The sequence below is a fragment of the Bradyrhizobium sp. B039 genome (assembly GCF_038965675.1).
Taxonomy (GTDB): Bacteria; Pseudomonadota; Alphaproteobacteria; order Rhizobiales; family Xanthobacteraceae; genus Bradyrhizobium; species Bradyrhizobium diazoefficiens.
In genome coordinates this window covers 5,468,534-5,490,608 of sequence record NZ_CP152416.1, presented here as the reverse complement: position 1 = coordinate 5,490,608, position 22,075 = coordinate 5,468,534, and the positions used below count along the sequence as shown (strand labels likewise).

Sequence of the window (22,075 nt, the reverse complement as noted above, 5' to 3'; positions counted from 1 at the left end):
GGAACGACCCATGCCCCGCCAACATGCCATCGAGGACTACCGTAATTTCGGTATCATGGCGCATATCGACGCCGGCAAGACCACGACGACCGAGCGCATCCTCTATTACACCGGCAAGAGCCACAAGATCGGCGAAGTGCACGAAGGTGCCGCGACGATGGACTGGATGGAGCAGGAGCAGGAGCGTGGCATCACGATCACCTCGGCTGCGACCACCGCCTTCTGGGCCGGCAAGCGCCTGAACATCATCGACACTCCCGGCCACGTCGACTTCACCATCGAAGTCGAGCGTTCGCTGCGCGTGCTCGACGGCGCCGTCTGCGTGCTGGACTCGAACCAGGGCGTCGAGCCCCAGACCGAGACCGTCTGGCGCCAGGGCGACAAGTACAAGGTTCCGCGCATCGTCTTCGCCAACAAGATGGACAAGACCGGCGCCGACTTCTTCAAGTGTCTGGCCGACATCGTTGACCGCCTCGGCGCCAAGCCGATCGCAATCCAGCTTCCGATCGGTGCCGAGAACAACTTCAAGGGTCTCGTCGACCTCGTGAAGATGAAGGGCATCGTCTGGAACGATGAATCGCTCGGCGCGAAGTTCGACTATGTCGACATTCCGGAAGACCTCGTCGAGCAGGCCAAGGAATACCGCGAGAAGATGGTGGAAGCCGCCGTCGAGCTCGACGACGACGCATTGGCCGCCTTCCTCGACGGCAACGAGCCGGACGAAGCGACCCTGAAGCGCCTGATCCGCAAGGCGGTGCTGACCGGCGCGTTCTATCCCGTGCTGTGCGGCTCGGCCTTCAAGAACAAGGGCGTGCAGCCGCTGCTCGACGCCGTCGTCGACTACCTGCCGTCGCCGATCGACGTGCCCGCGATCAAGGGCACCGACGACCGCGGCAACGAGGTCGTGCGCAAGGCCGACGACAAGGAGCCGCTCGCGCTGCTCGCGTTCAAGATCATGGACGACCCGTTCGTCGGCACCATCACCTTCTGCCGCATCTACTCCGGCGTTCTGCAGAGCGGCACCGGCGTCGTGAACTCGACCCGCGAGAAGAAGGAGCGCATCGGGCGCATGCTGCTGATGCATGCGAACAACCGCGAAGACATCAAGGAAGCCTATGCCGGCGACATCGTCGCCCTGGCCGGCCTGAAGGAAGCGCGCACCGGTGACACGCTGTGCGATCCCGACAAGCAGGTGATCCTGGAGAAGATGGAATTCCCCGAGCCGGTCATCGAGATCGCGATCGAGCCGAAGTCCAAGGCCGACCAGGAGAAGCTGGGCGTGGCGCTGGCCAAGCTCGCGGCGGAGGATCCGTCCTTCCGCGTGTCGACCGACCAGGAGTCCGGCCAGACCATCCTCAAGGGCATGGGCGAACTCCATCTCGACATCAAGGTCGACATCCTCAAGCGCACCTACAAAGTCGACGCCAACATCGGCGCGCCGCAGGTTGCGTTCCGTGAGCGCGTCACCAAGAAGGCCGAGGTCAAGTACACCCACAAGAAGCAGACCGGCGGTACCGGTCAGTTCGCGGAAGTGTCGATCGTGGTCGAGCCGAACGAGCCCGGCAAGGGCTACGAGTTCGAGTCCAAGATCGTCGGCGGTGCGGTTCCGAAGGAATACATCCCCGGCGTCGAAAAGGGCCTCAACAGCGTGATGAGCTCTGGTGTCGTCGCGGGCTTCCCCGTGGTCGACGTCAAGGTTCAGCTCGTCGACGGCAAGTACCACGACGTCGACTCGTCGGCGCTCGCCTTCGAAATCGCATCGCGCGCGGCATTCCGCGAAGCCTTGCAGAAGGGCAAGTCCGTGCTGCTCGAGCCGATCATGAAGGTCGAAGTGGTGACCCCGGAAGACTATACCGGCTCGGTCATCGGCGACCTGAATTCCCGGCGCGGTCAGATCCAGGGTCAAGACATGCGCGGCAACGCCAACGTCATCAACGCGATGGTGCCGCTCATGAACATGTTCGGTTACGTGAATAACCTGCGCTCGATGAGCCAGGGGCGCGCAACCTTCACCATGCAGTTCGATCACTACGCAGAAGCGCCGGCCAACGTGTCGGCAGAAGTCCAAAAGAAGTTTGCCTGATTGTCGTCGGTCTCAAGCTGACGATTGAACGGAGAGTCAAATGGCCAAAGCAAAGTTTGAACGTAACAAGCCGCACTGCAACATCGGCACCATCGGTCACGTCGACCATGGCAAGACGTCGCTGACCGCGGCGATCACCAAGATCCTCGCCGAGACCGGCGGTGCAACGTTCACCGCGTACGACCAGATCGACAAGGCGCCGGAAGAGAAGGCGCGCGGCATCACGATCTCGACCGCGCACGTCGAGTACGAGACCAAGAACCGCCACTACGCCCACGTCGACTGCCCCGGCCACGCCGACTACGTGAAGAACATGATCACCGGCGCCGCCCAGATGGACGGTGCGATCCTGGTCGTGTCGGCCGCTGACGGCCCGATGCCGCAGACCCGCGAGCACATCCTGCTCGCCCGCCAGGTCGGCGTGCCCGCGCTCGTCGTGTTCCTCAACAAGTGCGACATGGTCGACGATCCGGAGCTGCTCGAGCTCGTCGAGCTCGAAGTCCGCGAACTGCTCTCGAAGTACGAATTCCCGGGCGACAAGATCCCGATCATCAAGGGCTCGGCGCTCGCCGCTCTCGAAGATTCGGACAAGAAGCTCGGCCACGACGCCATCCTCGAGCTGATGCGCAACGTCGACGAGTACATCCCGCAGCCGGAGCGTCCGATCGACCAGCCGTTCCTGATGCCGGTTGAAGACGTGTTCTCGATCTCGGGCCGCGGCACCGTGGTGACCGGCCGTGTCGAGCGCGGCATCGTCAAGGTCGGCGAGGAAATCGAGATCGTCGGTCTGCGTGCGACCCAGAAGACCACCGTCACCGGCGTCGAAATGTTCCGCAAGCTGCTCGATCAGGGCCAGGCCGGCGACAACATCGGCGCTCTGCTCCGCGGCACCAAGCGCGAGGACGTCGAGCGCGGCCAGGTGCTGGCGAAGCCGGGTTCGGTCAAGCCGCACACCAAGTTCAAGGCTGAGGCCTACATCCTCACCAAGGAAGAGGGCGGTCGCCACACCCCGTTCTTCACCAACTACCGTCCGCAGTTCTACTTCCGCACCACCGACGTGACCGGTGTCGTGCATCTGCCGGAAGGTACCGAGATGGTGATGCCGGGCGACAACATCGCGATGGAAGTGCACCTGATCGTGCCGATCGCGATGGAAGAGAAGCTCCGCTTCGCGATCCGCGAGGGCGGTCGTACCGTCGGCGCCGGCGTCGTCGCCTCGATCATCGAGTAATACGAGAATAGGGATCGGCGAGTAGCGAATGGTGACATTCGCTATTCGCTATTCGCCACCCACTGAAGAGAGACCACGGCAATGAACGGCCAAAACATTCGTATCCGTCTCAAGGCGTTCGACCATCGTATCCTCGATACGTCGACCCGCGAGATCGTGAACACGGCGAAGCGCACCGGCGCGCAGGTCCGCGGACCCATTCCGCTGCCCACCCGCATCGAGAAGTTCACCGTCAACCGTTCGCCCCACGTCGACAAGAAGAGCCGCGAACAGTTCGAGATGCGCACTCACAAGCGCCTGCTCGACATCGTCGATCCGACCCCGCAGACCGTCGATGCTTTGATGAAGCTCGATCTGGCCGCCGGTGTCGACGTCGAGATCAAGCTCTAAGATTTTTGGATCCCGTTCGCGTAAGCGGACAGAAAGAACAGGAAGCAAGCCGATGCGCTCCGGAGTGATCGCACAAAAGGTCGGGATGACGCGGGTCTTCACGGAGGCCGGCGAACATATCCCCGTGACCGTGCTGAAGCTCGGCAATTGCCAGGTCGTAGGCCACCGTACCGAAGAGAAGAACGGTTACGTCGCGCTCCAGCTCGGTTCTGGCAGCCGCAAGACCGTTTACATGCCCAAGGCGGAGCGCGGCCAGTTCGCGGTCGCCAAGGTCGAGCCGAAGCGCCGGGTCGAGGAATTCCGCGTCACCGCGGATGCCATGATCCCGGTCGGCGCCGAGATCCAGGCCGATCATTTCGTGGTTGGCCAGTTCGTCGACGTCACCGGCACCTCGGTCGGTAAGGGCTTCGCCGGCGGCATGAAGCGCTGGAACTTCGGCGGTCTGCGCGCCACGCACGGTGTGTCGATCTCGCACCGTTCGATCGGTTCGACCGGTGGTCGTCAGGATCCCGGCAAGACCTGGAAGAACAAGAAGATGCCCGGCCACATGGGTGTCGACCGCATCACCACGCTCAACCTTCGAGTCGTTCAGCTCGACGTCGAGCGCGGCCTGATCCTCGTCGAAGGCGCCGTTCCCGGCTCCAAGGGCGGCTGGATCCGCGTGCGCGACGCCGTCAAGAAGCCGCTGCCGAAGGAAGCTCCGAAGCCCGGCAAGTTCAAGGTTGCGGGTGGCGAAGCCGAGGCTGCGGCCCAGCAGGAGGGTGCGTGAGATGGAATTGAAGGTCACCACCCTCGAAGGTAAGGAAGCCGGCTCGGTCCAGCTTTCCGACGCCATTTTCGGTCTCGAGCCGCGCCAGGACATCATTGCGCGTTGCGTGCAGTGGCAGCTCAACAAGCGCCAGGCCGGCACCCACAAGGCCAAGGGCCGCGCCGAGATCTGGCGCACCGGCAAGAAGATGTACAAGCAGAAGGGCACCGGCGGTGCTCGTCACGGCTCGGCCCGCGTGCCGCAGTTCCGTGGCGGTGGCCGCGCCTTCGGTCCGGTGGTGCGTTCGCACGCCACCGACCTGCCGAAGAAGGTCCGCGCGCTGGCTCTCAAGCATGCGCTGTCGGCCAAGGCCAAGGACGGTGATCTGCTGGTGATCGACAAGGCCGCGCTGGAAGCCGCCAAGACCAAGGCGCTGCTCGGTCACTTCTCGGGTCTGGGCTTGACCAACGCGCTGATCATCGACGGCGCCGAGCTCAACAACGGCTTTGCCGCCGCGGCTCGCAACATCCCTAACATGGACGTGCTGCCGATCCAGGGCATCAACGTCTATGACATCCTGCGCCGTCAGAAGCTCGTTCTGACCAAGGCCGCCATCGATGCGCTGGAGGCGCGCTTCAAATGACGAAGAACATTGAGCCTCGCCACTACGACGTGATCGTTGCTCCGGTCGTCACCGAAAAGGCGACGCTGGCGTCCGAGCACAACAAGGTCCTGTTCAAGGTGGCCGCGAAGGCGACTAAGCCGCAGATCAAGGAAGCGATCGAGAAGCTGTTCGACGTCAAGGTCAAGAGCGTCAACACGCTGGTCCGCAAGGGCAAGACCAAGGTCTTCCGCGGCAACCTCGGTTCGCAGTCGAACACCAAGCGCGCGATCGTGACCCTCGAAGAGGGCCACCGGATCGACGTAACCACCGGTCTGTAAGGTCGTACGACGATGGCACTGAAGACATTCAATCCCACGACGCCGGGCCAGCGCCAGCTGGTCATGGTCGATCGTTCGGCCCTCTACAAGGGCAAGCCGGTCAAGGCCCTCACCGAAGGCAAGCATTCCTCCGGCGGTCGCAACAACACCGGTCGCATCACCGTGCGCTTCCGCGGCGGCGGTCACAAGCAGACCCTGCGCATCGTCGACTTCAAGCGCGACAAGGTCGATGCGCCCGCGACCGTCGAGCGGCTGGAATACGATCCGAACCGCACTGCGTTCATCGCACTGGTCAAGTACGAAGACGGCACCCAGGCCTATATCCTGGCGCCGCAGCGCCTTGCGGTCGGCGATTCCGTGGTGGCCGGCAACTATGTCGACGTGAAGCCGGGCAACGTCATGCCGCTCGGCAACATGCCGGTCGGCACGATCATCCACAACATCGAGGTCAAGATCGGGAAGGGCGGCCAGCTCGCCCGTTCCGCGGGCACCTACGCCCAGCTCGTCGGTCGCGACCAGGACTACGTCATCATCCGCCTGAACTCGGGTGAGCAGCGCCTGGTGCACGGCCGTTGCCGCGGCACGATCGGCGCGGTGTCGAACCCGGATCACATGAACACCTCGATCGGCAAGGCCGGCCGCAACCGTTGGCTGGGTCGCAAGCCGCACAACCGCGGTGTTTCGATGAACCCGATCGACCATCCGCACGGCGGTGGTGAAGGTCGTACCTCGGGCGGTCGCCACCCGGTTACTCCGTGGGGCAAGCCGACCAAGGGCAAGAAGACCCGCTCCAACAAGTCGACCAACAAATTCATTCTCCTAAGCCGCCACAAGCGGAAGAAGTAAGGAACGCCGGACATGGTTCGTTCAGTCTGGAAAGGCCCGTTCGTCGAGGGTTCTCTGCTCAAGAAGGCAGATGCCGCGCGCGCGTCCGGCCGTCACGACGTCATCAAGATTTGGAGCCGTCGTTCGACGATCCTGCCGCAGTTCGTCGGTCTGACCTTCGGTGTCTACAACGGTCAGAAGCACGTGCCGGTGGCCGTCAACGAGGAAATGGTCGGTCACAAGTTCGGCGAGTTCTCGCCGACCCGGACCTTCCATGGCCACTCCGGTGACAAGAAAGCCAAGAAGGCTTGAGGATTAAACGATGAGCAAACCTAAGCGCGAACGGAGCCTCGCCGAGAACGAGGCCAAGGCGGTCGCCCGGATGCTGCGGGTGAGCCCGCAGAAGCTCAACCTGGTCGCCCAGCTCATTCGCGGCCGGAAGGCGGCTGCTGCGCTCGCCGACCTGCAGTTTTCGCGCAAGCGGATCGCGGTTGACGTGAAGAAGTGCCTGGAATCGGCTATCGCCAATGCCGAGAACAACCACGACCTCGATGTTGACGATCTCGTCGTGGCGCAGGCTTTCGTCGGCAACGGCCTCGTGATGAAGCGCTTTGCCGCCCGCGGCCGTGGCCGCTCGGGCCGTGTCTACAAACCATTTTCGCAGCTGACGATCATTGTTCGTCAGGTCGAAGCCGAAGCAGCAGCGGCTTAAGGGTCGCAGGAGAAAACGATGGGTCAAAAGATCAATCCGATCGGTCTGCGTCTCGGCATCAACCGGACCTGGGATTCCCGCTGGTTCGCCGGCAAGCAGGAATACGGCAAGCTGCTGCACGAGGACGTCAAGATCCGTGAGATCCTGCACAAGGAGCTCAAGCAGGCGGCCGTCGCCCGCATCGTGATCGAGCGTCCGCACAAGAAGTGCCGCGTCACCATCCACTCGGCCCGTCCGGGCGTGGTGATCGGCAAGAAGGGCGCCGACATCGACAAGCTGCGTAAGCGGGTCGCGGACATCACTTCGTCCGACGTCGTCATCAACATCGTCGAGATCCGCAAGCCGGAGCTCGATGCGACGCTGGTGGCCGAGTCGATCGCGCAGCAGCTGGAGCGCCGCGTGGCGTTCCGCCGTGCCATGAAGCGCGCCGTGCAGTCGGCGATGCGTCTCGGCGCGGAAGGCATCCGCATCAACTGCTCGGGACGTCTGGGCGGTGCGGAAATCGCGCGCATGGAGTGGTACCGCGAAGGTCGCGTGCCGCTGCACACGCTGCGCGCCGACATCGACTACGGCGTTGCGACCGCGTTCACGACCTTCGGCACCTGCGGCGTCAAGGTCTGGATCTTCAAGGGCGAGATCCTCGAGCACGATCCGATGGCCCAGGACAAGAGAATGGCCGAAGGCGAGACCGGCGGCGGTGGTGATCGTGGTGGCCGTCAGCGCCGCGACAACGCTGCGGTCTGAGCCAGCACAGGAATTTGAGGGCTTAAAGCCATGATGCAACCTAAGAAAACGAAGTTCCGGAAGGCGCATAAGGGCCGCATCCACGGCGTTGCGTCTTCGGGCGCGACGTTGGCGTTCGGCCAGTACGGCCTGAAGGCGACCGAGCCTGAGCGCGTCACCGCGCGCCAGATCGAAGCCGCTCGCCGCGCGCTGACCCGTCACATGAAGCGCGCCGGCCGCGTCTGGATCCGCGTGTTCCCCGACCTTCCGGTGTCGAAGAAGCCGGCCGAAGTCCGCATGGGTTCCGGCAAGGGTTCGCCGGAACTGTGGGTGGCGCGCGTCAAGCCGGGCCGGGTGCTGTTCGAGATCGACGGCGTCAACACCCAGACGGCGCGTGAGGCGCTGACCCTGGCGGCCGCCAAGCTGCCGATCAAGACGCGCTTCGTCGAGCGCATTGCGGAGTAATGGCCATGGCCCAGATGAAGATCGAAGACATCCGCGCGATGAGCCCCGACCAGCAGGATGACGCCATCCTGAACCTGAAGAAGGAGCGCTTCAACCTGCGCTTCCAGCGCGCCACCGGGCAGCTCGAGAACACCTCGCGCCTGCGCGAGGCTCGCCGCGACATCGCCCGGATCAAGACCGTCGCCGCGCAGACGCGCGCGAAGAAGAAGTAAGAGGCTTACGAAGATGCCGAAACGTACTTTGCAGGGCGTGGTCGTCAGCGACAAGACAGCCAAGACGGTCGTTGTGCGCGTCGATCGCCGCTTCACGCACCCGATCTACAAGAAGACGATCCGCCGTTCGAAGAACTACCACGCGCACGACGAGAACAACGAGTTCAAGCCGGGCGACATGGTTTGGATCGAGGAATCGAAGCCGATTTCGAAGTTGAAGCGCTGGGTCGTGATCCGGGGCGAACACAAGAAAAGCGCCTGATCTGTTGGCTTTAGCCGACTGTCTTCAGGGAAATGTTGAGCGCCGGCTGGGCTGGCGCAAGAGAGAAGAGGACGAGGTGCATCAATGATTCAGATGCAGACCAACCTCGACGTGGCCGACAATTCTGGCGCACGCCGTGTCATGTGTATCAAGGTGCTCGGGGGCTCCAAGCGCCGCTACGCCACGATCGGCGACATCATCGTCGTCTCGATCAAGGAAGCGATTCCGCGTGGCAAGGTGAAGAAGGGCGACGTGATGAAGGCCGTCGTGGTGCGCGTCCGCAAGGACATCCGCCGCGCCGACGGTTCGGTCATCCGCTTCGACCGCAACGCCGCCGTGCTGATCAACAACCAGTCCGAGCCGGTCGGCACCCGTATCTTCGGGCCCGTGCCGCGCGAGCTGCGCGCCAAGAATCACATGAAGATCATTTCCCTCGCGCCGGAGGTGCTGTGATGGCTGCGAAGATCCGCAAGGGCGACAAGGTCGTCGTGCTGACCGGTCGCGACAAGGGTCGCACCGGCGAAGTGTTCGAGGTTCGCCCCGACGCCGGTACGGCGCTCGTGCGCGGCATCAACATGGTCAAGCGTCACCAGAAGCAGACGCAGGCCCAGGAGGGCGGCATCATCTCGAAAGAGGCGCCGATCCAACTGTCCAACATCGCGTATGTCGGCAAGGACGGAAAGCCGACCCGCGTCGGATTCAAGATTCTGGCGGACGGCAAGAAGGTCCGCATCGCCAAGAGCTCGGGAGCTGAGATCGATGGCTGAGGCTGCTTACACGCCGCGCCTGCGCGCGGAATACGATGCGAAGATCCGCACGGCGATGACCGAGAAGTTCGGTTACGAGAACGTCATGCAGGTTCCGCGCCTGGACAAGGTCGTGCTGAACATGGGCGTTGGCGATTCCGTCAACGACCGCAAGAAGGCCGAGACCGCCGCTGCCGAGCTGACCCAGATCGCCGGCCAGAAGGCGATCGTGACCTATTCGCGCATCGCGATCGCGACCTTCAAGCTGCGTGAGAACCAGCCGATCGGCTGCAAGGTCACGCTGCGCAAGGCCCGCATGTACGAGTTCATCGACCGCCTGGTGACGGTCGCGCTGCCGCGCGTCCGCGACTTCCGCGGCCTGAACCCGAAGAGCTTCGACGGCCGGGGCAACTACTCGCTCGGCATCAAGGAGCACATCATTTTCCCCGAGATCGACTTCGACAAGGTCACGGAAGCCCGCGGTATGGACATCACCGTCTGCACCACGGCCAAGACCGACGAAGAGGCGAGGGCCTTGTTGACCGCTTTCAATTTCCCGTTCCGGCAGTGAGACGCTGACCTAAAGCCTCTCAAACGCGGATACCCAGGAGCCAAGCATGGCAAAGAAGAGTTCAATCGAGAAGAACAACCGGCGCAAGCGGATGGTGAAGAACGCCGCCCCGAAGCGCGAGCGGTTGAAGGCGATCATCGCCGACAAGACGTTGCCGATGGAGGAGCGGTTCGCCGCGACCCTGAAGCTCGCCGAGATGCCGCGCAATTCGTCGGCGACCCGCGTGCGTCTTCGTTGCGAGCTGTCGGGCCGTCCGCGCTCGAACTACCGCAAGAACAAGCTGTCCCGTATCGCGCTGCGCGAACTTGGCTCCAAGGGCATGGTCCCGGGCCTCGTGAAGTCGAGCTGGTAAGGAGGGTCGTTTAGATGTCTACGCACGATCCAATCAGCGATCTGATCACCCGCATCCGCAACGCGCAGATGCGCTCCAAGACCAAGGTCTCCACGCCGGGCTCGCGGATGCGCGAGAACGTGCTCGAGGTGCTCAAGAGCGAGGGCTACATCCGCGGCTATGCCACGGTCGAGCACTCCTCGGGCCGCAGCGAGATCGAGATCGAGCTGAAGTATTTCGACGGCGAGCCCGTCATCCGCGAGATCGAACGTGTTTCCAAGCCCGGGCGTCGTGTTTACGCCTCGGTGAAGAACCTGCCGCGGGTCAACAACGGGCTCGGCATTTCGGTGTTGTCGACGCCGAAGGGGATCATGGCCGACCACAGCGCGCGCGACGCGAATGTGGGCGGTGAAGTCCTCTTCACGGTGTTCTGAGAAGGATTTTTGATCCATGTCACGTGTTGGCAAAAGGCCTGTGGCGGTTCCGTCGGGTGTTACCGCGACCGTCGACGGGCAGACCGTCAAGATGAAGGGGCCCAAGGGCCAGCTTCAGTTCGTCGTCCATGACGACGTCGAGGTGAAGCTCGAGAGCGGCCAGATCAAGGTCAAGCCGCGGCTCGAGACCAACCGAGCCCGGGCGCTGTATGGTACCGCTCGCGCCCAGGTCGCGAATCTGGTCGAAGGCGTCACCAAGGGCTTCGAGAAGAAGCTCGAGATCACCGGCGTCGGCTACCGCGCCGCGATGCAGGGCAAGAACCTGCAGCTCGCGCTCGGCTACAGCCACGACGTGATCTACACGATCCCCGAAGGGATCACGATCACGGTGCCGAAGCCGACCGAAATCACGGTGACGGGCAGCGACATTCAACGCGTCGGCCAGGTCGCGGCCGAAATCCGCTCATACCGCCCGCCGGAGCCCTACAAGGGCAAGGGCGTGAAGTATGTTGGCGAATTCATCTTCCGCAAGGAAGGCAAGAAGAAGTAACGGAGCCGGTCATGTCGAAAGCCAAGGTTACGAATGCCCGGCGCAAGCGGAGTGTGCGGCTGAAGCTGCGCCGCTCCGGTGGTGGCCGTCCGCGTCTGTCGGTGTTCCGCTCGTCCAAGCACATCTACGCCCAGGTCATCGACGATCTGAAGGGCGAGACGCTGGCCTCCGCCTCCTCGCTCGAGAAGTCGATGCGCGACGGCGGCAAGACCGGCGCCGACATCGATGCGGCGAAGGCGGTCGGCAAGCTGCTGGCCGAGCGCGCCGCCGAGAAGGGCGTCAAGGAAGTCGTGTTCGATCGCGGCAGCTACCTCTATCACGGGCGCGTCAAGGCTCTTGCCGATGCGGCGCGTGAGAGCGGGCTGAGCTTCTAACAGAATTTGAGGATTGAGGCGTAAGCCTCTGAAGGATTGGAAAAATGGCAGAACGCGAACAACGTGGTGGACGCGATCAACGCGGCGGCGGACGCGAACGCAAGGAGCGCGAGGAGCGCGACAGCGAGTTCGTCGACAAGCTCGTCCACATCAACCGCGTGGCCAAGGTCGTCAAGGGCGGCAAGCGCTTCGGTTTCGCAGCGCTGGTCGTGATCGGCGACCAGAAGGGCCGCGCCGGCTTCGGTCACGGCAAGGCGCGCGAAGTGCCTGAGGCGATCCGCAAGGCAACCGAGTCCGCCAAGCGCAACCTGACCCGCGTGTCGCTGCGCGAGGGCCGCACGCTGCATCACGACATCGCCGGCCGTCATGGCGCGGGCCGTGTCTACCTGCGTGCCGCTCCGGCCGGTACCGGCATCATCGCCGGCGGCCCGATGCGCGCCGTGTTCGAGACGCTCGGCGTCCAGGACGTGGTGGCGAAGTCGATCGGCTCTTCGAACCCGTACAACATGGTGCGCGCGACCTTCGACGCGCTGAAGCACCAGGATTCGCCGCGTTCGGTCGCAGCCCGCCGCAATATCAAGGTGTCCACCCTCCAGTCGCGCCGTATCGGCGGCGATGCCGAGGCGGCTGCCGACTAACGGAAGCTTTTCGGAGTAGATCAAATGGCCAAGGCCGCAAAGACGATCAAGCTCGAGCAGACCGGCAGCGCGATCCGCCGCCATCACTCGCAGCGTTCGACGCTGATCGGGCTCAAGCTCAACAAGATCGGCCGCACCAGCGAACTGCCGGACACTCCGGCCGTGCGCGGCATGATCGAGAAGGTTCACCATCTCGTCCGCATCGTCGACGAGAAGTAAGCAAAGGCGCATGATCCCGAAAAACGGGTGCCGGTTTTCGGTGAAGATCATGCGCAAGACACAAGGAGAAGGGCGATGAAGCTCAGCGATATCGCCGACAACGCCGGCTCGCGCAAAAAGCGTATGCGCGTCGGCCGCGGCATCGGTTCGGGCAAGGGCAAGCAGTCGGGCCGCGGCGGCAAGGGCCAGACCGCGCGTTCGGGCGTGCGCATCAAGGGTTTCGAAGGCGGCCAGATGCCGATGCATCGTCGTCTGCCCAAGCGCGGCTTCAACAACATCTTCCGCGTCGAGTTCGCCGAGATCAATCTCGACCGGCTCCAGGAAGCGGTCGATGCCAAGAAGATCGACGCCGGCAGCGTCGTGAACGTCGAGGCCCTGGTGAAGGGCGGCGTGCTGCGCCGCGCCAAGGGCGGCCTGCGGCTGCTCGGCCGTGGCGAGCTCAAGTCCAAGCTCAACATCGAGGTGCACGGCGCCACCAAGACCGCGATTGCCGCGGTCGAGAAGGCGGGCGGCTCGGTGAAGATCCTCGCCCCTGCCAAGGAAGAAGGCGAGGCGGCGTAACAACTGCGTCATTGGCCCGCGGCTCGCGGGCCTTTACGCATGCGGGACGTGGACTTATCGATGCCGAGCCCCAGATAATGTCCGGCGTCCGCTAAAGTAGCCCGGCCGCGGGCATGACGGCGCAACAGGCGGCGGGAGAAAGTCCAAGATGGCCTCAGCAGCGGAACAACTGGCAGCCAACCTCAATTTCGGTGCGTTTGCCAAGGCTGACGAACTGAAGAAGCGCATCTGGTTCACCCTGGGCGCACTGCTCGTTTATCGGCTGGGGACCTACATCCCGTTGCCGGGCATCGATCCCAACATTTGGGAGCAGGTGTTCCGCTCCCAGGCGGGCGGCATCCTCGGCATGTTCAACATGTTCGCCGGCGGCGGCATCCACCGCATGGCGATCTTTGCGCTGAACATCATGCCGTACATCTCGGCCTCGATCATCATCCAGCTCCTGACCACCGTCTCGCCGCAGCTCGAGGCGCTGAAGAAGGAAGGCGAGGCCGGCCGCAAGACGCTGAACCAGTACACCCGCTATCTGACCGTCATCCTGGCGGCGTTCCAGTCCTACGGCATCGCGGTGGGCCTTGAGGGTGCCGGCAACGTCGTCAGCGACCCCGGCATGTTCTTCCGCCTGTCCACGGCGATCACGCTGACCGGCGGCACCATGTTCCTGATGTGGCTGGGCGAGCAGATCACCTCGCGCGGCATCGGCAACGGCATCTCGCTGATCATTCTCTCCGGCATCGTCGCCGAGCTGCCCGCGGCGCTCGCCAACATGCTCGAGCTCGGCCGTCAGGGTGCGATGTCGACCGGCCTGATCCTGGTCGTCATCATCATGGCGGTCGCCGTGATCGCCTTCATCGTGTTCATGGAGCGCGCGCAGCGCCGCCTGCTGATCCAGTATCCGAAGCGCCAGGTCGGCAACAAGATGTTCGAGGGTCAGTCCTCGCATCTGCCGCTCAAGCTCAACACCTCGGGCGTGATTCCGCCGATCTTCGCGTCTTCGCTCTTGCTGCTGCCGACCACGGTTGCGAACTTCAATGCGGGCAGCGGGCCGGAATGGTTCCAGTGGATCACCACCCAGCTCGGCCACGGCCGTCCGCTGTTCCTGATCATGTATCTCGCGCTGATCGTGTTCTTCGCGTTCTTCTACACCGCGATCGTGTTCAACCCGACCGAGACCGCGGACAATCTGAAGAAGCACGGCGGCTTCATTCCGGGCATTCGCCCCGGCGAGCGCACCGCGGAATATATCGACTACGTGCTGTCGCGCATCACCGTGCTCGGCGCGATCTATCTGGCGATCGTCTGCTTGATCCCCGAGATCCTGATCTCCTACGCCTCGGTGCCGTTCTACTTCGGCGGTACCTCGCTGCTGATCGTGGTCAGCGTGACCATGGACACGGTGGCGCAGGTGCAGGGCTATCTGTTGGCCCATCAGTACGAGGGCCTGATCCGGAAGTCGAAGTTGCGGGGCCGCCGCCGCTAAGCGCGGCGTCCTCTGAAGGCGGCGCGACTGCGCCGCCGATTCGCCCGCGCGAGAGCAACGCGCGGCGCCCGCAGAGACGACCAGCCAGCCGTTCGATCGCATCGGCGGAGCTGCTCTCAGCGCGATGCAATCCCTGATTTCAAAGGCCTTCTTGGCGACCGGGTATTCGCTCCCCTATGATATGGGTAGCGGTGCGGCGCCGATTATGGTTTGCACTGTTCTTGATCTTCAAACACAGGTGCGCGACGTATCGCTCACCAATCCGGGGGGCGTACGCCGATGAGAATTATACTTCTGGGACCGCCGGGGTCGGGCAAAGGGACCCAGGCGCAGCTGCTGGTGGAGCGCTATGGTATCGTCCAGCTCTCGACCGGCGAGATGCTGCGTGCGGCCGTGGCGGCGGGAACGCCGGTCGGTCTGAAGGCCAAGGAGATCATGGCCAGCGGCGGCCTCGTACCCGACGACGTCGTGGTCGGAATCATCTCCGACCGGATCGACCAGCCGGACGCCAAGAACGGTTTCATCCTCGACGGTTTCCCGCGCACCGTGCCGCAGGCCGAGGCGCTCGATGAGCTGCTGAGGCAGAAGCACCTCAAGCTCGATGCAGTGATCGAGCTCCGCGTCAACGAAAGCGCGCTGCTGAGTCGCGTCGAGACCCGAGTCGCCCAGATGCGGGAGCGCGGTGAGGAGGTTCGCCTCGACGACACCCCCGAGGTCCTGACCAAGCGGCTTGCCAGCTACCGCAGCCAGACGGAGCCGCTGATTCACTACTATTCCGAGCGGCGGAAGCTCTCGACCATCGATGGCATGATGGCCATCGACGAGGTCACCCGTGCGGTTCACCGCCAGCTCCTGGCGCTCGGGGCAGTCGAGCCCAAGACGCATGGCAAGGGAACTGCCAAGGGAACTGCCCAGAGTGCCGCCAAGACGGCGCCGGCCAAGAAGGGGGCGGCCAAGGCCAAAACAACCAAGAAGTCGGCGAAAACGGCCAAAAAAACCGCCAAATCCGCTAAAAAGGCGGCCAAGAAGGCCGCGAAGGGCGCCAAGAAGGCGGTCAAGAAGACCGCGAAGAAGACGGTAAAGAAGGCTGCCAAAAAGACCGCCGGGAAGGCTGTCAAAAAGGGTGCCAAAAAGGCCGCAAAAAAGGTCACGAAAAAGCGAGCCAAGCGCTAGCGGCGGTTGACGAAAGCCCCCGGAATCCCTTAATAAGCCCCGCATCCAAGTCGGATAGTTTCAGACGATGCCGGGCCCCAGGAAGACCGGGGGTGGGCGTCGTGTTCGCGTTTGTGAACACCTGCCCGAGAACACAAGCACTTAAAGCCTGGTCCTGACGAGGACCGGCAACAGGAGAGAAGGCCGTGGCCCGTATTGCCGGCGTGAACATTCCCACCAACAAGCGCGTGCTGATCGCGCTCCAGTACATCCATGGCATCGGTCAGAAGATCGCCGGTGAGATTCTGGAGAAGGTGAAGATCCCGGTGGATCGTCGCGTCAGCCAGCTCAGCGACGCCGAAGTGCTTCAGATCCGCGAAGTCATCGACCGCGACTATCTCGTCGAGGGTGACCTGCGTCGTGAGGTCGGCATCAACATCAAGCGTCTGATGGACCTCGGCTGCTATCGCGGCCTGCGTCATCGTCGCGGTCTGCCGGTGCGCGGTCAGCGTACCCACACCAATGCGCGCACGCGCAAGGGCCCGGCCAAGGCCATCGCCGGCAAGAAGAAGTAAGTCTTCGCATCCAATCGCGGCGTGTGGCGAACCGGGGATAACCCGTTCGCCACGCGCCTTTCGTTCCACAGGTGTAGCCGCTGGCACTACGGCGGCGTTTGAGATCTCCAGGAAAGGTACTCAATGGGCAAGGAAGCCACCCGCGTTCGCCGTCGTGAACGCAAGAACATCGCCTCCGGCGTTGCGCACGTGAACTCGTCGTTCAACAACACGACCATCACCATCACCGACGCGCAGGGTAACACGATTGCCTGGTCCTCCGCCGGCACGATGGGCTTCAAGGGCTCGCGGAAGTCGACCCCGTACGCGGCGCAGGTTGCCGCCGAGGACGTGTCGAAGAAGGCGCAGGAGCACGGCATGCGCACGCTGGAAGTCGAAGTCGCCGGTCCCGGTTCGGGCCGCGAGTCGGCGCTCCGCGCGCTCCAGGCCGCAGGCTTCACCGTCACCTCGATCCGCGACGTGACCACGATCCCGCACAACGGTTGCCGTCCCCGCAAGCGTCGGCGCGTTTGATACGAGGTTGCGGGTGCATCGGCGCCCGCAATGACTTTTGCAAGAAGCCGCAGGTGCGACCTGCGGCCTTTCTCCAACGCCAGTGTCTGCAACGGCAGTTCGACTGGCCTGTATGGGTGAAACAGTGACGATCCAGAAAAATTGGCAAGAACTGATTCGGCCGAACAAGCTCCAGGTCACGCCCGGCAGCGATCCGGCCCGTTTTGCGACCATCGTCGCCGAGCCGCTCGAGCGCGGCTTCGGCCAGACCCTCGGCAACGCGCTGCGCCGCATCCTGCTCTCCTCGCTCCAGGGCGCGGCGGTGCAGTCGGTGCACATCGACGGCGTGCTGCACGAGTTCTCCTCGATCGCTGGCGTCCGTGAGGACGTCACCGACATCGTGCTCAACATCAAGGACATCTCGATCAAGATGCAGGGCGAAGGCCCCAAGCGCATGGTCGTGAAGAAGCAGGGCCCGGGCGTCGTCACCGCCGGCGACATCCAGACCGTCGGCGACGTCGTCGTGCTCAATCCGGACCTCCAGATCTGCACCCTCGACGAGGGCGCGGAGATTCGCATGGAGTTCACCGTCGCGACCGGCAAGGGCTACGTGCCCGCCGAGCGCAACCGTCCCGAGGATGCGCCGATCGGCCTGATCCCGGTCGACAGCCTGTACTCGCCGGTCCGCAAGGTCTCCTACAAGGTCGAGAACACCCGCGAGGGCCAGATCCTCGACTACGACAAGCTGACCATGACGATCGAGACCAACGGCGCGATCTCGCCGGATGACTCGGTGGCTTACGCCGCCCGCATCCTCCAGGATCAGCTCAACGTGTTCGTCAACTTCGAAGAGCCGCGCAAGGAAGTCGCCCAGGAGATCATCCCGGACCTCGCCTTCAACCCGGCCTTCCTCAAGAAGGTGGACGAGCTTGAGCTGTCGGTGCGTTCGGCCAACTGCTTGAAGAACGACAACATCGTCTACATCGGCGATCTCGTGCAGAAGAGCGAGGCGGAAATGCTCCGCACCCCGAACTTCGGCCGCAAGTCGCTGAACGAGATCAAGGAAGTGCTGGCTCAGATGGGTCTGCATCTCGGCATGGAAGTGCCGGGCTGGCCGCCGGAGAACATCGACGAGCTCGCCAAGCGCTTCGAGGATCACTACTGAGATTCGTCGTTCCGGGGCGATGCGACGGGACCGCGCAACCGCGGCCTTGGAGCATCGAACCCGGAACCTCGAGATTCCGGGTTCGGCTCTGCGAGCCATCCCGGAATGACTGACTGGGCGAACGCAGGCAGCCCACCTGAGCAACATGTCCGACGAACCGTCGCGGCAGTTTTAACGTAAGGAATAGTTACATGCGTCACGGCAAGGTTCATCGGAAGCTCAACCGCACGGCCGAACACCGCAGGGCGATGTTCGCCAACATGGCGGCCGCGCTGATCAAGCACGAGCAGATCGTCACCACGCTGCCGAAGGCCAAGGAGCTCCGTCCGATCGTCGAGAAGCTCGTCACCCTCGGCAAGAAGGGCGGGCTGGCCATGCGCCGCCAGGCGATCTCCGAGATGCGCGACAAGGATCAGGTCAAGAAGCTCTTCGACGTGCTCGCGACCCGCTACAAGGACCGCCAGGGCGGCTACACCCGCATCATCAAGGCCGGCTTCCGCTACGGCGACAACGCCGCGATGGCCGTGATCGAGTTCGTCGATCGCGACGTCGATGCCAAGGGCCAGGACTCCGGTCCGGTGCAGGAGAAGGAAGCCGAGGCGGCGTAAGCCGTTTCAGCAGGTACGGAATTGAAAGCGGCGCCCTCGGGCGCCGCTTTTGTTTTTGGGGCTCGCGAAGATCAGCGCGACTATTCTTCCTTGATCCCCGCCCTTTGCGCGATCTCCTTCATCTCGGCGGTCTCCTTGCCGATGGCTCCTGCCCAATCGCTGTAGCGCATGAAGCCCGGTTCGAAGCCGACCGTGGTGAAGCGCTCGATGACGGAAGGGCTGTTGACGATCTCCTCCAGCGCCGCCGTCAGCTTGTCGTGAACGGCCGGCGGCAGCCCCTTGGGCGCGACGACCGCGCCCCAGGACGCGAAGTCGATGCCGGTGTAGCCGAGCTCGGCAAGCGTCGGCACGTCGGGCAGGTAGGGCGTGCGCTTGCCGGAGAACACCGCGAGCACCTTGACGGTGCCCGCCTCGATCTGCGGCTTCACGGCGATCACGGTGTCGACGTGGTACTGGATGTGCTTGCCGATGAGGTCGTTCATCGCCGGTGCGCTGCCCTTGTAGGGCAGGTGGACCATCTTGACCCCGGCACTCGACTTGAACAGCTCGCCGGCGAAATGCGAGACGGTCGCGACGCCGAAGGATGCGAGCGACAGCTTGTCGGGATTGGCCTTCGCCTCGGCGACGAGCGAAGCGACGTCCTTGACGGGATTGTCCTTGTAAGTGACGAGCGCCAGCGTGATCTTGCCGACTTGGCCGAGCGGCTCGAAATCCTTGGCCGCGTCGTAAGGCACGCTTTCCTTCACGGCTGCCGGCAGCGTGAAGCTCGAGTTCGAGCTGAAGAACAGGGTGTAGCCGTCAGGCGCCGAACGTGCGACTTCCTTGGCCGCGATCGTGGTGCCGCCCCCGGGACGGTTCATGATGATCACGGGCTTGCCGAGCCGCGTCTCCAGCTCGCCGCCGATGATGCGCGCGACCACGTCGGAGGCGCCGCCCGGCGGGAAGGGGACGATCAATTGCAACGATTTCTCCGGATAGACCGTTTGAGCCGGCGCGAGCGAATTGCCGCCCATCAAGCCGACCAGTCCGAGAAAAATCGTGAGAGCCGTCCGCTTCATCGCATAGTTCTTCCGTGTTCACATGAGACGGCGTGCTGCTTAGCAATAATCGTTCCAGCCGCGGTTCAGGTGGGGTGTCTACGTTGTCGCAGGAAAAGTGCTCGGCGTCTCACTGATTGGTGAGCGCCGATTGCGGCCCGATCCGCCGCGTCCGATATTCCCATCATCGATCTGATGGAGATACTACATGAATATCGACCTTTCCGGAAAAACTGCGCTGGTGACCGGCTCGACCGCTGGCATCGGCCACGCCATTGCCAGAGGTCTCGCCGCCTCCGGTGCTAGCGTCGTGATCAACGGGCGCGGCCAGGACAAGGTCGACGCCGCCGTGCGCAAGCTGGAAGCGGCGGGTGGCAAGGTGCGCGGCGTCGCTGCCGACGTCTCGACCGCGGCGGGCTGCAAGGCGCTTGTGTCCGAGCTGCCCGAGGTCGACATCCTCATCAACAATGCCGGGATCTTCGAGCCGAAGGACTTTTTCGATATCCCGGACGAGGACTGGAGCCGCTTCTTCGAGGTCAACGTCATGAGCGGTGTGCGGCTGTCGCGCGAATATCTGAAGGGCATGCTCAAGCGCAACTGGGGCCGCATCGTCTTCATCTCCTCGGAATCCGGCCTCAACATTCCCGTCGAGATGATTCACTACGGCATGAGCAAGACCGCCCAGCTCTCGGTCGCGCGCGGGCTGGCGCAGCTCACCCGCGGCACCGGCGTCACCGTCAATTCCGTGCTGCCGGGCCCGACCATGTCGGAGGGTGTCGAGACCTTCGTGAAGGATCTCGCGAAGCAAAACGGTCAGTCGGTGGATGAGGCCGCCGCCAATTTCGTCAGGCAGCATCGCCCGAGTTCGCTGATCCAGCGTTTCGCCAGCGTCGACGAGATTGCCAATATGGTGGTCTATGTTGCGTCGAAGGAAGCGTCCGCGACCAATGGCGCGGCGCTGCGGGCCGAGGGTGGTATCGTCAACACGATTGCCTGAGGCTGCGCACGTGCCGGCTTATGTGATCTCCGAGGTCGAGGTGCGCGATCAGGCGATGATGGAAGCCTATCGCGCGCTTGCGGCGCAGACTATCGCGCAATATGGCGGCCGCTACCTCGCGCGCGGCGGTGCCGCCGACGTGGTGGAGGGCGGCCCGCCGCCCAAGACCATCATCATCGTGGAGTTTCCTACGATGGCCCGCGCGCGCGAATGGTACGCCTCAGTGGAATATGCCGAGGCGTTGAAGCTGCGGCAGACGGCGCTGGAGCGGCGGTTGATGTTCGTCGAGGGCATCGCTCCAGGAGCACAACTGCCGTAGGGTGGGCAAAGCGAAGCGTGCCCACTACCTTTCTGCGCCCGTTGCGTGATGGTGGGCACGGCGCAAGCGCGCTTTTGCCCACCCTAGGCAGCGGCGCTGTGCTCGCCTACCACCCCTCCAGCACGATCTTGCCGCGCGACTTGCCGCTCTCGAGCAGCGCATGCGCGCGCTTGAGGTTGGCCGCGTTGATCGTGCCGAAGGTCTGGTCGAGCGTGGTGCGCAACACGCCCTTGTCGATGAGGTCGGCGACGTCATTGAGCAGATGATGCTGCGCGATCATGTCAGGCGTCTGGAACGAGGAGCGCGTGAACATCGATTCCCAGTGCACCGAGATCGCCTTGCCCTTGAACGTGCTCATGGTGAACTCGGGCGGATCGTCGATCAGGCCGAACCGGCCTTGCGGCGCCATGAACTCGGCGATCGCCTTGTAGTGCTGATCGGTGAAGGTGAGGCTCGCCACCAGCGCCACCGGCGGCAGCTTGAGCTTCTCGATCTGCTCCTTCATCGGCTTGCCGTGGTCGATCACCGCATGTGCGCCGAGATCGAGACACCACTTTTGGGATTCCGGCCGCGTCGCCGTCGCGAGCACCGTGAGGCCCGTGAGGCGGCGGGCGAGCTGGATCAGGATCGAGCCGACGCCGCCGGCGCCGCCCGTGATCAGCAGCGTGCGCGGATCGACGCTCTTGCCCGGTACCGCGCCGAGGCGGTCGAACAGCAATTCCCACGCGGTGATGGAGGTGAGGGGGAGGGCGGCGGCCTGCGCGAACGACAGGCTCTTCGGCTTGTTGCCGACGATGCGTTCGTCGACCAGGTGGAATTCCGCATTGGTGCCCTGGCGCAGGATCGAGCCCGCATAAAACACCTCGTCGCCCGGCTTGAACAGCGTGACCTCGGGCCCGACGGCGTCGACCACGCCGGCTGCGTCATAACCCAAGATCTTCGTCTCGCCCTCGGGCGGAGCGGCGCGCTTGCGCACCTTGTAGTCGACCGGATTGGCCGAGATCGCCTTCACGGCGACGCGTATGTCGCGCCCCTTGGGCTCGGGCTTTGCGGTCTCGAAATCGAACAGCGCGTCCTGATCCTCGATCGGAAGCGATTTCTTGTAGCCAACGGCCTTCATGGCTTGTCTCCATCAGATAGCGCGCAGCTTGTGACGTGCGCCCGGCCTGCTAACTGTCCCGCTGGCCCCGGTTTGGCAAGTACTGTAAATTCGGGGATATAGTCCCTGTTTGG

The 22,075-nt window shown here is 63.6% G+C and carries 33 protein-coding genes; 31 read left to right on the top strand and 2 right to left on the bottom strand.

Going from position 1 to position 22,075, the window contains the following annotated elements; genetic code table 11:
* Window positions 1-10: 10 nt before the first annotated feature.
* The 29 genes from fusA to rplQ all read left to right on the top strand — a co-directional run bounded on the left by fusA (window position 11) and on the right by rplQ (window position 18,489).
* On the top strand, window positions 11-2,083 hold the full coding sequence (gene fusA, locus AAFG50_RS26010; RefSeq protein ID WP_011088153.1) for an elongation factor G: 2,073 nt from the start codon (window positions 11-13) through the stop codon (window positions 2,081-2,083).
* A gap of 40 nt (window positions 2,084-2,123) precedes the next feature.
* Entirely contained in the window at window positions 2,124-3,314 is a 1,191-nt protein-coding gene (gene tuf, locus AAFG50_RS26005; RefSeq protein WP_011088152.1) for an elongation factor Tu, read from the top strand.
* An 81-nt stretch (window positions 3,315-3,395) separates the two neighbouring features.
* Window positions 3,396-3,704 (top strand): 30S ribosomal protein S10, encoded by a 309-nt coding sequence (gene rpsJ, locus AAFG50_RS26000; RefSeq protein ID WP_002712302.1) that lies wholly within the window; start codon window positions 3,396-3,398, stop codon window positions 3,702-3,704.
* Window positions 3,705-3,756: 52 nt separating this feature from the next.
* Window positions 3,757-4,473 carry a 50S ribosomal protein L3 gene (gene rplC, locus AAFG50_RS25995; protein ID WP_011088151.1) on the top strand — a complete coding sequence of 239 codons (717 nt, stop codon included), beginning with the start codon at window positions 3,757-3,759 and terminating at the stop codon, window positions 4,471-4,473.
* 1 nt (window position 4,474) lies between these two features.
* Window positions 4,475-5,095, top strand: coding sequence for a 50S ribosomal protein L4 (rplD, locus tag AAFG50_RS25990; protein ID WP_011088150.1), 621 nt, complete (start codon window positions 4,475-4,477; stop codon window positions 5,093-5,095).
* On the top strand, window positions 5,092-5,394 hold the full coding sequence (locus tag AAFG50_RS25985; RefSeq protein WP_011088149.1) for a 50S ribosomal protein L23: 303 nt from the start codon (window positions 5,092-5,094) through the stop codon (window positions 5,392-5,394). Before rplD ends, AAFG50_RS25985 begins: the two co-directional genes overlap by 4 nt.
* Window positions 5,395-5,406: 12 nt before the next feature.
* Window positions 5,407-6,240, top strand: coding sequence for a 50S ribosomal protein L2 (gene rplB, locus AAFG50_RS25980; protein WP_011088148.1), 834 nt, complete (start codon window positions 5,407-5,409; stop codon window positions 6,238-6,240).
* Window positions 6,241-6,252: 12 nt separating this feature from the next.
* Window positions 6,253-6,531, top strand: coding sequence for a 30S ribosomal protein S19 (rpsS, locus tag AAFG50_RS25975; protein WP_008136357.1), 279 nt, complete (start codon window positions 6,253-6,255; stop codon window positions 6,529-6,531).
* Window positions 6,532-6,541: 10 nt separating this feature from the next.
* On the top strand, window positions 6,542-6,931 hold the full coding sequence (rplV, locus tag AAFG50_RS25970; RefSeq protein ID WP_011088147.1) for a 50S ribosomal protein L22: 390 nt from the start codon (window positions 6,542-6,544) through the stop codon (window positions 6,929-6,931).
* Window positions 6,932-6,949: 18 nt separating this feature from the next.
* Entirely contained in the window at window positions 6,950-7,675 is a 726-nt protein-coding gene (gene rpsC, locus AAFG50_RS25965; RefSeq protein WP_011088146.1) for a 30S ribosomal protein S3, read from the top strand.
* Window positions 7,676-7,705: 30 nt separating this feature from the next.
* Complete coding sequence (rplP, locus tag AAFG50_RS25960; protein ID WP_008549252.1) at window positions 7,706-8,119, top strand: 50S ribosomal protein L16; 414 nt, start codon at window positions 7,706-7,708, stop codon at window positions 8,117-8,119.
* Between the two features lie 5 nt (window positions 8,120-8,124).
* Window positions 8,125-8,331 (top strand): 50S ribosomal protein L29, encoded by a 207-nt coding sequence (gene rpmC / locus AAFG50_RS25955; RefSeq protein ID WP_011088144.1) that lies wholly within the window; start codon window positions 8,125-8,127, stop codon window positions 8,329-8,331.
* Window positions 8,332-8,344: 13 nt separating this feature from the next.
* Window positions 8,345-8,593: a 30S ribosomal protein S17 gene (gene rpsQ / locus AAFG50_RS25950; RefSeq protein ID WP_011088143.1), complete on the top strand. Its 249-nt coding sequence runs from the start codon at window positions 8,345-8,347 to the stop codon at window positions 8,591-8,593.
* 84 nt (window positions 8,594-8,677) lie between these two features.
* Window positions 8,678-9,046, top strand: coding sequence for a 50S ribosomal protein L14 (rplN, locus tag AAFG50_RS25945; protein ID WP_007603030.1), 369 nt, complete (start codon window positions 8,678-8,680; stop codon window positions 9,044-9,046).
* Window positions 9,046-9,360 (top strand): 50S ribosomal protein L24, encoded by a 315-nt coding sequence (gene rplX, locus AAFG50_RS25940; RefSeq protein WP_011088142.1) that lies wholly within the window; start codon window positions 9,046-9,048, stop codon window positions 9,358-9,360. Before rplN ends, rplX begins: the two co-directional genes overlap by 1 nt.
* Entirely contained in the window at window positions 9,353-9,910 is a 558-nt protein-coding gene (gene rplE, locus AAFG50_RS25935; RefSeq protein WP_011088141.1) for a 50S ribosomal protein L5, read from the top strand. The genes rplX and rplE overlap by 8 nt, the downstream gene beginning before the upstream one ends.
* Window positions 9,911-9,956: 46 nt before the next feature.
* Window positions 9,957-10,262 carry a 30S ribosomal protein S14 gene (gene rpsN / locus AAFG50_RS25930; protein WP_011088140.1) on the top strand — a complete coding sequence of 102 codons (306 nt, stop codon included), beginning with the start codon at window positions 9,957-9,959 and terminating at the stop codon, window positions 10,260-10,262.
* A gap of 14 nt (window positions 10,263-10,276) precedes the next feature.
* The gene (gene rpsH, locus AAFG50_RS25925; protein ID WP_011088139.1) at window positions 10,277-10,675 is read left to right on the top strand and encodes a 30S ribosomal protein S8; all 399 of its coding nucleotides are present in this window, start codon (window positions 10,277-10,279) and stop codon (window positions 10,673-10,675) included.
* 16 nt (window positions 10,676-10,691) lie between these two features.
* Window positions 10,692-11,225 carry a 50S ribosomal protein L6 gene (gene rplF / locus AAFG50_RS25920; RefSeq protein ID WP_011088138.1) on the top strand — a complete coding sequence of 178 codons (534 nt, stop codon included), beginning with the start codon at window positions 10,692-10,694 and terminating at the stop codon, window positions 11,223-11,225.
* 11 nt (window positions 11,226-11,236) lie between these two features.
* Window positions 11,237-11,599 carry a 50S ribosomal protein L18 gene (gene rplR / locus AAFG50_RS25915; protein WP_007603036.1) on the top strand — a complete coding sequence of 121 codons (363 nt, stop codon included), beginning with the start codon at window positions 11,237-11,239 and terminating at the stop codon, window positions 11,597-11,599.
* A 44-nt stretch (window positions 11,600-11,643) separates the two neighbouring features.
* Window positions 11,644-12,237 (top strand): 30S ribosomal protein S5, encoded by a 594-nt coding sequence (gene rpsE, locus AAFG50_RS25910; RefSeq protein WP_008136332.1) that lies wholly within the window; start codon window positions 11,644-11,646, stop codon window positions 12,235-12,237.
* A gap of 24 nt (window positions 12,238-12,261) precedes the next feature.
* Window positions 12,262-12,456, top strand: a complete 195-nt coding sequence (gene rpmD, locus AAFG50_RS25905; RefSeq protein ID WP_011088137.1) for a 50S ribosomal protein L30 — start codon at window positions 12,262-12,264, stop codon at window positions 12,454-12,456.
* Window positions 12,457-12,531: 75 nt separating this feature from the next.
* On the top strand, window positions 12,532-13,017 hold the full coding sequence (rplO, locus tag AAFG50_RS25900) for a 50S ribosomal protein L15 (protein ID WP_011088136.1): 486 nt from the start codon (window positions 12,532-12,534) through the stop codon (window positions 13,015-13,017).
* Between the two features lie 148 nt (window positions 13,018-13,165).
* Window positions 13,166-14,497 carry a preprotein translocase subunit SecY gene (secY, locus tag AAFG50_RS25895; RefSeq protein WP_011088135.1) on the top strand — a complete coding sequence of 444 codons (1,332 nt, stop codon included), beginning with the start codon at window positions 13,166-13,168 and terminating at the stop codon, window positions 14,495-14,497.
* A 279-nt stretch (window positions 14,498-14,776) separates the two neighbouring features.
* Window positions 14,777-15,670: an adenylate kinase gene (locus tag AAFG50_RS25890; RefSeq protein WP_028171393.1), complete on the top strand. Its 894-nt coding sequence runs from the start codon at window positions 14,777-14,779 to the stop codon at window positions 15,668-15,670.
* Between the two features lie 185 nt (window positions 15,671-15,855).
* Window positions 15,856-16,224: a 30S ribosomal protein S13 gene (gene rpsM, locus AAFG50_RS25885; protein ID WP_011088133.1), complete on the top strand. Its 369-nt coding sequence runs from the start codon at window positions 15,856-15,858 to the stop codon at window positions 16,222-16,224.
* 123 nt (window positions 16,225-16,347) lie between these two features.
* Window positions 16,348-16,737, top strand: coding sequence for a 30S ribosomal protein S11 (gene rpsK / locus AAFG50_RS25880; protein WP_007603045.1), 390 nt, complete (start codon window positions 16,348-16,350; stop codon window positions 16,735-16,737).
* A gap of 112 nt (window positions 16,738-16,849) precedes the next feature.
* Entirely contained in the window at window positions 16,850-17,881 is a 1,032-nt protein-coding gene (locus AAFG50_RS25875) for a DNA-directed RNA polymerase subunit alpha (RefSeq protein ID WP_011088132.1), read from the top strand.
* A 191-nt stretch (window positions 17,882-18,072) separates the two neighbouring features.
* Entirely contained in the window at window positions 18,073-18,489 is a 417-nt protein-coding gene (gene rplQ / locus AAFG50_RS25870; RefSeq protein WP_011088131.1) for a 50S ribosomal protein L17, read from the top strand.
* Between the two features lie 80 nt (window positions 18,490-18,569).
* On the opposite strand, the gene AAFG50_RS25865 is transcribed toward rplQ, so the two are convergent.
* Entirely contained in the window at window positions 18,570-19,547 is a 978-nt protein-coding gene (locus AAFG50_RS25865; protein WP_011088130.1) for a tripartite tricarboxylate transporter substrate binding protein, read from the bottom strand.
* Between the two features lie 187 nt (window positions 19,548-19,734).
* On the opposite strand from AAFG50_RS25865, the gene AAFG50_RS25860 reads away from it, so the two are divergent.
* Both AAFG50_RS25860 and AAFG50_RS25855 read left to right on the top strand, forming a co-directional pair.
* Window positions 19,735-20,523, top strand: coding sequence for an SDR family oxidoreductase (locus AAFG50_RS25860; protein WP_028171394.1), 789 nt, complete (start codon window positions 19,735-19,737; stop codon window positions 20,521-20,523).
* 10 nt (window positions 20,524-20,533) lie between these two features.
* Window positions 20,534-20,842 (top strand): DUF1330 domain-containing protein, encoded by a 309-nt coding sequence (locus tag AAFG50_RS25855; RefSeq protein WP_028171395.1) that lies wholly within the window; start codon window positions 20,534-20,536, stop codon window positions 20,840-20,842.
* Window positions 20,843-20,948: 106 nt separating this feature from the next.
* On the opposite strand, the gene AAFG50_RS25850 is transcribed toward AAFG50_RS25855, so the two are convergent.
* A complete protein-coding gene (locus AAFG50_RS25850) occupies window positions 20,949-21,962 on the bottom strand; it encodes a zinc-binding alcohol dehydrogenase family protein (RefSeq protein ID WP_028171396.1) in 1,014 nt (337 codons plus the stop codon).
* Between the last annotated feature and the right edge of the window lie 113 nt (window positions 21,963-22,075).